Origin of the sequence: Marinilabilia sp. (genome assembly GCF_016278715.1) — a bacterium.
Classification (GTDB): Bacteria; Bacteroidota; Bacteroidia; order Bacteroidales; family Marinilabiliaceae; genus Marinilabilia.
Genome location: NZ_JADQBH010000292.1, coordinates 1 through 11,723, shown reverse-complemented (window position 1 = coordinate 11,723; position 11,723 = coordinate 1). Strand labels below are relative to the sequence as shown.

Sequence of the window (11,723 nt, the reverse complement as noted above, 5' to 3'; positions counted from 1 at the left end):
CAGACAATAAGGGACAAAGCCCTCAGCAAATTTCTAATTGGTGGATGCTTGACCCTGCCTGGTCACCTGATGGCTCAAAGATTGTTTTTTGCGGATTCCCTAATAACATTCCTGATTTTGACCTTACCAAAATGGAGCTTTTTATTGCTGACTTCGATCATAACACCAACACAATCAATACACCGGTTCAGATTACTTCGGGTACAGGCAGAGTGCATGACCCATGCTTTTCACATCAGGGAAATAGGATGGCATTTTCTGATGGAAACGAGTCGTACGCCCAGGCGGACATAAGCGTGGTTGACCTTGATGAGGACATTCTTTCCACAATATTCAGCGACAATGGAGCAAATGGAGGCAGTATATTCTGGTCTTTGGACGATAGTGAGATATGGTTTCATAATTTGACACAGTTGGAGAATAATTTCCAAATCAGGAAAGTAAATGTTGATACCCGCAGCATGACACCCATTTTGCAGAACATCAATCACCATTATATTTCTGCACACATGTATTACAATCCTGTTTCGTTAAACCCCGATGATGTTCTGGAGACAGGCTTAAGCATTTTTCCAAATCCTTTTTCTATTCAAGCAACGATAAATTGTGATGTAATCTTGAGAAATGCAACACTTACGATTTATAGCATTGAAGGTAGGATGGTTAAGCAAATGTCAGGGATTTTTGGTCAAACCATTGATATTCATCGAGAGCAGTTATCAAACGGGCTGTATTTGCTTTGGCTTACTGAAGGTAATGAAGTAATTGCTGCTGATAAGATTTTTATTACTCACTGAAAAGTAAAATTTCCACGCAGGAAAATATTCTTACTTGCTTAAAAATGGTAATTTCAATATAGAGAAAAGGAAAACGTTAGAAATAATGCGAAATATGAAGGAATAAGCCGCAGAGCGGCGCCAGGTATGATGAAAATTTGTGTGGTTCTGGTTCGTTCAATTTAGAAAGTACTGAGGTTACAACAGCTTCTCAATCATTAATAAAAAGAATTAATTTACCTATTCATTATGAGAAGAATTGGAATGGCTATTAGGATTAAGCCTGAATGTCTTGAGGAATACATAAAGTTGCATAAAAACCCTGCTTCTGAACTTATCGTAGCTCTTGAGAAATCAAATATCAGAAACAATACAGTTTTCCACACCAAAGACATTTTGTTTAATTATTTTGAATACCACGGGACTGACTTTGAATCCGATTGGATGAAATATACAGAATCAAAACCAGTGAAAGAGTTGTTTGGAAAAATGAAAGGGTTTTTCTTGCCTGTGGGGGAATTTTTTCCAAAAACCGGATGGTCTGTAATGAATGAAGTTTTCAGGAAGGATTGATTTCATGGCCGGGGAAAAACAATGGTTAATGATTTAAGGGATGAACATTTAGATTGACCAGATCAATCATTAAAGGAAATTACATCAAGGCGTTGATAGTCACCGCAATGGCCTAAAGATTCTGCTCCGTGTTAAATTTTGAAAGTGCAAACAAATACAATACTTTCAAAATTCAATATTTCATAATTCTGCATATTGGAGGCTATTCTGGATGAGATTTCTTCAACATAAAAATATGGTGGTTTTAAAATGTCAAAAGAAAATGATGTAAAATTTTTTTAGCTTTAAATAATTATTATTTACGAAATCTTGCTAATAACTTAAATAAATTTTCATTCAATGAGACCACTAATAAACTTAATTTTCATTTGTTCAATCACAGTCGGTTTTTGTTTTTCAGGGTGTAATCCCCAAACCGACCAAAGTCAAAATCCGGTTGTTAAAACCAGTTCAGGTACTATTTCCGGCAGTATTAGCGATAGCATATTTGCCTTCAAAGGAATTCCCTATGCCAAAGCCGAAAGGTTTATGCCTCCACAGGAACCTGATTCCTGGTCCGGAGTTCGTGAATGTACTGAATTTGGTCCGGTAGCGAAACAAGTCGTGAGTTGGATTGAAGACTCTGTAATGGACGAAAAAGACCTGTTTAATTTAAATGTATGGACCCAGGGATTATCTGATGGCAAAAAGCGGCCGGTAATGGTCTGGTTGCATGGCGGAGGGTTTCACGTTGGAAGCAGCAATGACCCTATGACCTATGGAAAAGCTTTGGCTAAAAAAGGGGATGTGGTTTTCGTATCTGTGAATCACCGTCTGAATATACTTGGTTTTCTCGATCTGTCTGCAACTGACGAAAAATATGCACAATCGGCAAATGTAGGGATGCTCGACATCGTGAAAGCTCTTGAGTGGGTTAATAAAAATATTGAGAATTTTGGTGGAAACCCATCCGATGTAACCATTTTGGGCGAATCAGGCGGTGGAGGTAAAGTTGGCACTTTAATGTGTATGCCTGCCGCAGATGGCTTGTTTCACAAGGCAATCATTCAAAGTGGAACGCTGCTAAATGTGATGACTAAAGAACAATCACAAGCTCTGGGTTTGGCCGTTCTTGAAAATTTGGGAATTTCTCCGGATGAAGTTGAAAAATTGGATACTGTTTCTTACCTGAATCTTGTAAATGCTGGAAACGAAGCAATACAAAAGATTTCGGGGCCCAGAAAACCGGGATCAGCAACTATGTTTGGATTCGCACCTTCAGCAGATGGTGTTGTATTGCTTCAACAACCATTTAGTCCCGGATTTGCCGATATTTCAAACGATATTCCCCTCATGATGGGAACAACATTGAATGAGCTTATGAGGACCGCCTATGGGGAGAAAGATCTGACCATGGAACAGGCAAAAGAACGGTTAGAAAAGATTTATGGGGATAAAACCGATCAATACATTGAATTATTTGCAAAAGCATATCCTGATTATTCTCCCCAGGATCTTCTTTCTATTGATACGGTGTTTAGACCGTTTACCATAAGAACTGCCGATGCAAGAGCCAGTAAGGAAAGTGCTCCATTTTATGCTTATTTTTTGGCATGGAAAAGTCCTGTGGATAGCGCATCCAGGGGTTCTTTTCATGGTCTGGACATTCCCCTGGCCTTTAATAATGTTGATTTGCGACCCGACTGGACAGGCAATTCAGAAGAAGCCTGGGAATTGGCTGACAAAATGAGTTCAGCCTGGCTGAACTTCGCTAAAACTGGTAATCCCAATGTTGAGGGGCAGCTGCCAGAGTGGGAACCTTATAAGGTGGAAAATGGTGCAACGATGTATTTTGACAATGAATGCAGAATTGTAAATAATCACGACAGAGAATTAATGGATTTCATAAAAGCTCAATAGTTCATGTAAAACAGCCTAAAAGCAGTGCTTTAAAGTCACTGTTCTGCATGTTTTAAGCAGGTTTGAAGGGGTTGATTTCCGGCAAGACCGAAAATCAACCCCTCTTAAACTCAAAAGTTCCAGAAATGTCCCGTTTATTGCGAATCCCGACCATTTAGGAAGGCAATCTTAATCTTTTAGCCAGACAATCATGATTTTGAATAAAAGCTCTAATGATTAAAGAAAGAAATCATCCGTGTTTCTTCCAATTTCGCATTTCTTTTAACAATAATGTCAATCGGATTTCTTTACTCCTTGAAATTGTGGAAAGAAACCATTCATCTTTTTTGGAAAAAGAAAACTAAAAAGTTAGTTTTACGCTTAACAGAAAAACTTTAAAGCCATAATAGAAATTGGATACTCTGACCCATATCCAGCTTAAAGATAATTTGGTATTCCGGACCTTAACAGGTTGGAGTAGTACTAATTACACATAATGAGGTGTACAATGCATTCAGAATCTGGGTGCTTTGTACACCTTTTGTTTTTACAGAAGAGAATGGTGGCACTTTGAGTGCAATTATTTAATCGTTAGAGACTAGCAAATTTTTGCAGTACATAATTATCCAACAATTTTGATAACTACTTTTTCATAAACCTATACAATTTAACCCATGAAAAGAATTACATTCCTTTTTCTAATTTGCATTTTATCTGCATGTAATCAAAAGCAAAACGACCAAGACTCTTTAAAACTTGAAACAACTAATGTTAATCAATTGGTTTCAGCAATCGACCAATTGCCTGTTAACGAATTAGTTAACAAGGTTGAAGTAGATAGCTTTGGTAATACTATCGATACAGTTTCTAAAGAATTAATTAAGTACTACGATAATGATAAGGTAGCGTATTTTCATAAAACCAGTTACACGAACGGCGATGAATTAATCCTTGAGCAATACTTAATTCCCAATGGTGAATTTATTTTAATGAAAACAAGCAGCCCGAAGTTTAATTATGCCCAAACTATTATTTCTGATATAGACAGTACTGGTTTAATATTAGGATTAACGATGTTCTTTGTAGATAATGAATCAACTGATACAATAGATGTAAATTATGACTATGATTTTAACAGATTAAATGAAAGAGAAAAACTTATCATAAGTACTGAAAAGGACACTATAAATGTAAATCATCACATTTACTTTAAAAACAATCAACCTGTTCGTGAATATAATATAGTTAATAGCGACACAACCTCTATCAGTTCTTCTGTATATGTTAAAGATGTATTGAAAGAGTCTGTAAGTGAAGATTTCTCGAACGGAAATCTAAGAAGAAGGATTGAATCCTATTACAATAAAAGTGGTAAAATAGTTTCCGGAAGCATCTATTTTTTTCCAAATGGAGAACAAGTAAAAAATCAAGAGTCTACATATAAATACGACTCTGAAAATCGTCTGAAGTCTATAACGGAAAAGACTCTTCCCTATATTGAAACAAGATTTTTTAAGATGGAATATATTAAGAAATAACAGCTTTCCATTGAATGGGTTAAAACTGTGATTTTGTAACTTGTAAATGAATTATACCAAAGTATTAGGAGTGGGAAACAAATTTGCTCAGGTTGGTGACGATTTTAAATTACTGGAAATATGGAAAGTATCCAGAAAAAGAGAAGTAGATTTGATAACTTTTTCGGAAAACGGTGATGTTTTAGGAGTAAAAGTTAAAATAATTGATAATGAGGCAATTGAAATTTCACGAACTGAAAAGCCATCGAATATTTTCGTCTGGGAAACGGATAAATATGTCTGGTTGCACACAAGTGACTAACTCCTAATGAAATAAATTATTGCTATTCAATAACAAATCGAAACAATAAATTCAAAAACGGATGGGATTAAAAAACATTACAAAATTATTCACCCTTTTTTCGATTGGAGTTCTATTAATTAGCTGTGTTACAAGTAAACTATCAGAAACTCCGATTTCTCAATTTGAAGGCATTTGGGAACTCCAGGGCAGAAAAATGTTTAACGGAATGAAAATCAAAATAGAAAAGAACGAAAAGGACAAATTGATTGGGAAAGTTATTGAACTCAATGATAATAAGTATGTAAGAATGTTTGTCGAAGAAAATGACATCTGGATTAAAAGCATATCTCGTTACTCAAACTTTGAATTCAAACTTGTAGAAAATAAAATAGCCAAAGATTTATTTTCAATTTATGGCTTTCCATCATCGGATGAATATAAAGTAGAGTTTATTGACAAAACCAAAATTGGATTAGCCACAGGAAATTCAGCCCCAACTGAATCATCCGTAATATACATACGAATTGACTGAAAAATAGAAGCAATTACCCTATGAAAAAAAATGGAGTTCTCTTAATTCTTTTGTTAGTATCATTTGAGATATTCTCACAAAATGAAAATTTACAGTCAAAGTTTGATTCAATAATTATTGAAGCAGATTTATTGTATCGATATGAAAAATCTGTTTGGAATTCGACAGATTTGTTGATGACGGACAAAAGTTTGATGAATAATTATGGTGGATATGTTGTTAGCCATTCTGGAAATAATGTATTTGTAACCTACGTTGACAAGACACAGAAAGAGAGTATTGCCAGGGTTACATTCACCTCAAATGATTTAAATAGACCTCTTACTTCAAACCTTGAATCTTCGTCTTTGACTCTTTTGGAAAAGGAATTACTTGACATTAAAAACAGAATTTTAAATCAACTGCCGGAAAGTAAGTACAATGTGACCATCCCACAAGGTTATAGTCCTAATTTCGTGTTAATTAAGAACGAGAATGAATTCAAGTTGTATATCTTAATGGGAACAAATGAATCAGGAGTAATACCGTTTGGAAATGACTATTTATTCAGAACGGATGCATCAGGAACTATCACTGAATGGAAAAAATTTCATTCAAGAATGATACCCGCATATTCCAAAGGCCCAAATGGAGAGAAAGTTGTATCTGCAATTCATTCACATTTGAAAACGACCCCATACATTACAGCAACCGATATTTGCACATTCAGACTGTATGGGGAATTTTGCGGGATGGAGGAATTTATGGTGTTATGTACAGCGACAAAAAAATACTATAAGTATAATATGAAAACAAATACGATTAAAGTGACTGAGCCATAAATCTTTGTCAATATCAATTATTCAGTATGAGACCATTTCGTTACCTGGACTTTTCTTCCTCAAATCTAATTTTGTAACGCCAGGAAAGAAGAACGTCCGGAGTACCCAATTTTCATACACGTGCAAATTGACGGTAATGAGCTGGATTTAACAGAAAATGAAACTTGAAAAATAAGGAGACAACAAAGTTATGATAAAAATAGAAAAGATTGTCGTAAATAAGAAACAGTTCCTTGATTTATTATTGTTGGCAGACGAGCAGGAAAATATGATTGACAAGTATTTGTCGAGTGGAGACTTGTTTGCTTTATATGACGGTGATTTGAAAAGTGTTTGTGTTGTAATGCCGGTAAATAGCGAAACCTGCGAGTTGAAAAATATAGCGACATATGAGAAATATCAAGGCAATGGGTATGGTAGAGCGTTGATAAAATTTATTTCTGATTTTTACAAAAACGACTACAAAAAAATGCTTGTCGGGACAGGAGAAACCCCGACAATCTTGTCCTTTTATGAAAATTGCGGATTTGAAAAATCACATCGAATAAAGAATTTTTTTACAGACAATTATGACCACCCTATTTTCGAAGGCGACCTACAACTTGTTGATATGGTTTATCTTAAAAAGGAATTATAGGAATGCATTAAAAACGAAATAATAACGCTGACAGATAAGAATTTCCGCTGTATTGTTTTTATAATATGAGCGTTTAGTAGCTATGTTAACCTTTCTTGTGGATATCCAATTTTTTAACCGGACACTAATGAATATAAATAATTAAAACTAAGCCAAAATGAAACAGAAGGAACTATCAGATTTAAATATTTATGAGCTGAAAAAAAAGGAGAAAGCTCTAAAATCTGTATTAATGGTTTTTGTAGTTTTGATGTTAATTTTAATAGGAGTATTAATTTCAGAAGTATTGCGAAATGGGATAACACCAATGATTGCGGTGCCAATAGCACTTGTGCCAATTTTTGTAATAAACTTAAAAAAGGTCAATGCAATTAGAAATGAAATAAAGCATCGCAATCCCTGATAAATGAACAGCAAGATTGTTAATGTCATTCAGGCATTTGCTATGGAGGTAAACTTTGATGGTTCTTCTACAATTCAATAGAAAATCCGTAAGAATACTTGTTCTTAATAAAACCAATGCAAATAGCTGTCAAATGCCAACTGAGTGACTCACAGGTTATATAGTTGCTAATTTCTTTTTTGTTGGATTACGACAGTGAAGAAGTAAAATTACAGAGGGTTCCTGCTGGTGCTAAGGGAAAGAAAAATTATAGCATGAACAAAGAAACCATACAATAATTGAACAAAACATTTTTTTGCGGGCTTCACCATAACGATTTAAATAGTTTGTAATTAACTAAAGTGGTTTCACTCCTTTTTGAGATTTAAACGCTGAAATGGTCTGTTGTTTAAGTTATTGCCGAGACCTGGAGATTTCATTTTTTGCCGACTCAGTGCGTGGCCGGTGATTTTAAATGCTATATTTGGTATCAGTTCTGGTATTCATCTATAGTCCATTGGATGTGAGAAATCCTTTGGAATATAGTGGGTGTTGTCCACTAGCGAATGAAGCCGTCTGAAAAAATGAGGAAATGGTTCTTTGTCTGAAGGTGGAGTTTAATGGGTTGCATACCAGATTTATGGAAGTGGAACTTTACATTAGAAAAAAGCTGTAATTTCTCCAATTCAAAAACACAACCAAAAATGAAACAGATATTTTTGATTGTAATACTCGGATTGAGTTTTCAATCAGGCCTCTCTCAGAAAATAATTGAAAATGACTTTCAAACCTATTTTGATAAATATGGAGTTGAAGGGTGTTTTGTTCTATTCAACCAATTGGATGATGAACTTATTAAGTATAACTCAAACCTTTGTGATAGTGGCTATATCCCTGCATCAACATTTAAAATACCACACTCACTGATTGCCATTGAGGAGAAAGCAATTAAGGATACAACTGAGGTAATTAAATGGGATGGGCATGAATGGCCCCACAAAACATGGAATCAAGACCAGACCTTGAAAACCGCAATGAGATATTCATGTATATGGGTATATTTCTCTTTCGCAGAGCAGATAGGTATTGACAAATACTATAAGTATGTTAATGAATTTAATTATGGCAACAAGGACCTGACAGGTCCCCCAACCCGATTTTGGTTAGCCGGATTATTTAAGATAAGTGCAAATGAGCAGGTTGATTTTTTGAAAAGATTCTACAATTATGATTTACCTGTTTCAAGAAATTCGATTGATATTGTTAAGGATTTAATAGTTTTAGAGCAAAATGATTTTTATACTTTGAGCGGTAAGACAGGTAGTGGAAGGTTGACTGATAATGAGTATATTATGTGGCTGGTCGGATACGTTGAAAGAAATAATCAACCATATTTCTATGCAATGAACTTTAAAACAGACAATTTGGAAAAAACACAACAAGCACGATACGAAATTACAAAAGACATATTGAAAGAACTAAAGCTGATAGAATAAAAACAACAGCTAATAGAATTTTGCAATGCGACCAGGCAGAGTTTCATTGCCTTTTTAACCATTCTGTCAGACCTTTTACACGCTTTTGACCAGGGGACAATCGTGGCAGTTTGGAAGGCGTCTGGCTGACAGAATCGAACCGAATATTGCCGTTTGCTTAAAAAAAAGACATAAGCATAACAAAACCAGTAACTATGAGAACCCTTCTTATTTTCCTTCTAACCCTTGCGATAACTACTGTAGTGCAAGGACAGTCATTCGAACAAAAAATTGCTTTAAAGGCTTGTGAGTATTTGGATTCCATTGATAGTTATAAAATTCTTCAGGATAGTATTCAGCCAAGTATTATTGCTGCAATGGCCGAAGTTACAAAAGAAGGAACTCCGGAAGAAAGAAAAAAAATAAACACTGTCGAAGGAATAAGAGGTACACTTAAAACTGCGTATGAAATACTTCCAGGCTATTGTTACACAGTAAGACGCTTGATGATTGAAGACAAAGAAAGTAAATTTTACAAACGGTCTGATAACCAACGGGCAAATTTGCATTTTGATGAGGGGAATAAGTTTATGGAGAATGGTGAATATAAAAATGCAATTAAAGAGTTTAAGAAAGCAGTAAAGAATGATCCACAATATGTTTTCGCGCTGGATCATTTAGCGATTTCACATCGAAGGATGGAAAACTTTAAAAAAGCCATTGAATATTATAAAAAATCACTTGAGGTTTTCCCTGAAGGGAATGTTGCCCTTTTAAACATTGCGGTTTCCTACTCCTTGGTTGGTGACGATAAAAATTCTATTCAGAGTTATGAGCAACTTAAATTTTTATATCCTGATAATCCTGAAGGGTACTTTGGTTTAGCAAAAATGCTTTTCATAACTGAGGAATATGAAAATGCTTTGGATAATTTATTCACAGCCCACAGAATGTACATTGAATCACAATCCGATTATGCAAAAGACAGTGAAAAACTGTTAAGTTTAATGTTTGCGAAATTGAAAAAATTAAACAAAACCGAACTGTTAAATAGAAAGGCAAACGAACACAACATTACCATAGAGTAAAAGGAAATAACAACAACTAAACGGTCATTATGAATACTTTGAAAAACAACATCTATTTCAAGATAGGAGCAATCGTTGTCATTGCCCTGCTGTTACTGATTCCCACTTCTATGATTGAAAGCCTGATTTTTGAACGGGAAAACACCCAACGGGAGGCCATTGTCGAAGTAAGTTCAAAGTGGGGTGAAGAACAAACATTATCCGGGCCGTTTATCTCAATTCCATATTACAGATATGTGAAAGAGTTTTCGAAAAAAGACTCCACTGAAAAAGTGATTCAGATTAAAGAGTATCTTCATATTCTTCCATCGGAGCTTAATATCTCCGGAAACATTAATCCCGAAAAACGGTTCAGAGGAATTTACGAGATTGTGGTTTACAATTCAAAAATCGATATCTCCGGAACCTTTGACAATATCGATTTCAGCGCTTTTGATATTCCAATGGAAAATATTCTTTTGGATAAAGCCGAATTTGTAGTAGGTATCGACGATTTGAGGGGAATAGAGGAACAGGTTCAACTAAAATGGAATAATGATGAAGTATCCTTTAATCCGGGAGTTTCTTCAAATGATGTTGTGAGAGGGGGTATAAATGCCTTACTTACAATGAAGCCTGACGACAATTTAAAATACAACTTCAATTTTCATCTGGATTTAAAAGGGAGCCAATTACTCTATTTTACACCGGTTGGAAAAGTGACGGATATAAATATCTCCTCCGAATGGAATAATCCCAGTTTTAATGGTGCGTTTTTGCCCGACAGCCGGCAAGTAACCAGCAAAGGTTTTAAGGCCACTTGGAACGTTTTACACCTCAACCGGAATTTCCCTCAATCCTGGACAAACAGCCGACACTCAATCGGGGAGTCCGCTTTTGGAATTGACCTTTTACTTCCGGTAGATAGTTATCAGAAATCATACCGGTCTATCCGGTATGCAATTCTCTTTATCGGGTTTACATTCCTGGTTTTCTTTTTCATTGAAGTGCTGAATAAAATATTTATTCACCCCATTCAATACATTCTTGTGGGTGTGGCTTTAGTGGTTTTTTACACGTTACTTCTCTCAATTTCTGAACACTTGAAATATAATATTGCCTTTATTATTTCTGCTCTATCGACTTTATTACTGGTTTCCGGCTATGTCAGAGCCATATTGAAATCAGGAAAACTAACAATGCTTATTTCAGGAATTCTGGCAGTCCTTTACGCTTTCATTTTTGTAATCATTCAATTACAAGATTACGCCTTGTTAATCGGAAGCATCGGTATATTTATTATCCTTGGTCTGGTTATGTATTTCTCCAGAAAGATTGATTGGTACGATTTGAATTTAAACGAAAAGGATGAATAGCCACAATTAATAGGCAGGGGAGGGGGGAATGAAAAATAAGTGTTCCAACTCAAAACCCGGAAGAAAATAAGGTCGATCATAAACGAAAGATGTAAAGTATTACAATCTTCGGGAAATTGTGGCTGTAGGTTAGGGTGTGAAACCCTCTCCCTCCCTCAATACTTCGCAATGTTCCGACCATTCGGGGCAATGTATCTCTGCTCTTAAACCCCGCATGGGTGAGTGATACCAAGAGTTCGTTCAGAAATACTGTGTAAAACTTTGATTTGTTTTTGAATTACATATTTTATCTTACTTCGCCGAATAGAACTGCAATTCTCAAAGAGTAAGGTAAGCATTCGGTAAACCCCGTCTTGATGCGATAAAAATAAGCGTTACTTTCAAA

12 protein-coding genes are annotated in these 11,723 nt (G+C 35.3%); all 12 read left to right on the top strand.

What is annotated here, in order from left to right; translation table 11 throughout:
* The coding region (locus QZZ43_RS17880; protein ID WP_291862121.1) for a T9SS type A sorting domain-containing protein at positions 1-797 on the top strand (797 nt) is incomplete at its 5' end.
* Between the two features lie 228 nt (positions 798-1,025).
* Positions 1,026-1,349, top strand: a complete 324-nt coding sequence (locus QZZ43_RS17875; RefSeq protein WP_291862119.1) for an L-rhamnose mutarotase — start codon at positions 1,026-1,028, stop codon at positions 1,347-1,349.
* Between the two features lie 339 nt (positions 1,350-1,688).
* Complete coding sequence (locus tag QZZ43_RS17870) at positions 1,689-3,248, top strand: carboxylesterase family protein (RefSeq protein ID WP_291862117.1); 1,560 nt, start codon at positions 1,689-1,691, stop codon at positions 3,246-3,248.
* Positions 3,249-3,901: 653 nt separating this feature from the next.
* Positions 3,902-4,765 carry a hypothetical protein gene (locus tag QZZ43_RS17865; RefSeq protein ID WP_291862115.1) on the top strand — a complete coding sequence of 288 codons (864 nt, stop codon included), beginning with the start codon at positions 3,902-3,904 and terminating at the stop codon, positions 4,763-4,765.
* Between the two features lie 70 nt (positions 4,766-4,835).
* Entirely contained in the window at positions 4,836-5,066 is a 231-nt protein-coding gene (locus tag QZZ43_RS17860) for a hypothetical protein (protein ID WP_291862113.1), read from the top strand.
* Between the two features lie 61 nt (positions 5,067-5,127).
* A complete protein-coding gene (locus QZZ43_RS17855) occupies positions 5,128-5,580 on the top strand; it encodes a hypothetical protein (protein WP_291862111.1) in 453 nt (150 codons plus the stop codon).
* 20 nt (positions 5,581-5,600) lie between these two features.
* Positions 5,601-6,401, top strand: a complete 801-nt coding sequence (locus QZZ43_RS17850; RefSeq protein WP_291862109.1) for a hypothetical protein — start codon at positions 5,601-5,603, stop codon at positions 6,399-6,401.
* 190 nt (positions 6,402-6,591) lie between these two features.
* Entirely contained in the window at positions 6,592-7,038 is a 447-nt protein-coding gene (locus QZZ43_RS17845; protein WP_291862107.1) for a GNAT family N-acetyltransferase, read from the top strand.
* A gap of 157 nt (positions 7,039-7,195) precedes the next feature.
* Positions 7,196-7,441 (top strand): hypothetical protein, encoded by a 246-nt coding sequence (locus QZZ43_RS17840; RefSeq protein WP_291862105.1) that lies wholly within the window; start codon positions 7,196-7,198, stop codon positions 7,439-7,441.
* Between the two features lie 683 nt (positions 7,442-8,124).
* Complete coding sequence (locus tag QZZ43_RS17835; RefSeq protein WP_291862103.1) at positions 8,125-8,916, top strand: penicillin-binding transpeptidase domain-containing protein; 792 nt, start codon at positions 8,125-8,127, stop codon at positions 8,914-8,916.
* A gap of 194 nt (positions 8,917-9,110) precedes the next feature.
* Complete coding sequence (locus tag QZZ43_RS17830) at positions 9,111-9,983, top strand: tetratricopeptide repeat protein (protein ID WP_291862102.1); 873 nt, start codon at positions 9,111-9,113, stop codon at positions 9,981-9,983.
* A gap of 29 nt (positions 9,984-10,012) precedes the next feature.
* Complete coding sequence (creD, locus tag QZZ43_RS17825) at positions 10,013-11,338, top strand: cell envelope integrity protein CreD (protein WP_291862100.1); 1,326 nt, start codon at positions 10,013-10,015, stop codon at positions 11,336-11,338.
* Positions 11,339-11,723 lie beyond the last annotated feature (385 nt).

Coding starts and splice junctions, on each gene's coding strand:
- QZZ43_RS17835 (WP_291862103.1), top strand. CDS start 8,125: ATGAAACAGATATTTTTGATTGTAATACTCGGATTGAGTTTTCAATCA.
- QZZ43_RS17855 (WP_291862111.1), top strand. CDS start 5,128: ATGGGATTAAAAAACATTACAAAATTATTCACCCTTTTTTCGATTGGA.
- creD (WP_291862100.1), top strand. CDS start 10,013: ATGAATACTTTGAAAAACAACATCTATTTCAAGATAGGAGCAATCGTT.
- QZZ43_RS17870 (WP_291862117.1), top strand. CDS start 1,689: ATGAGACCACTAATAAACTTAATTTTCATTTGTTCAATCACAGTCGGT.
- QZZ43_RS17875 (WP_291862119.1), top strand. CDS start 1,026: ATGAGAAGAATTGGAATGGCTATTAGGATTAAGCCTGAATGTCTTGAG.
- QZZ43_RS17830 (WP_291862102.1), top strand. CDS start 9,111: ATGAGAACCCTTCTTATTTTCCTTCTAACCCTTGCGATAACTACTGTA.
- QZZ43_RS17845 (WP_291862107.1), top strand. CDS start 6,592: ATGATAAAAATAGAAAAGATTGTCGTAAATAAGAAACAGTTCCTTGAT.
- QZZ43_RS17865 (WP_291862115.1), top strand. CDS start 3,902: ATGAAAAGAATTACATTCCTTTTTCTAATTTGCATTTTATCTGCATGT.
- QZZ43_RS17850 (WP_291862109.1), top strand. CDS start 5,601: ATGAAAAAAAATGGAGTTCTCTTAATTCTTTTGTTAGTATCATTTGAG.
- QZZ43_RS17840 (WP_291862105.1), top strand. CDS start 7,196: ATGAAACAGAAGGAACTATCAGATTTAAATATTTATGAGCTGAAAAAA.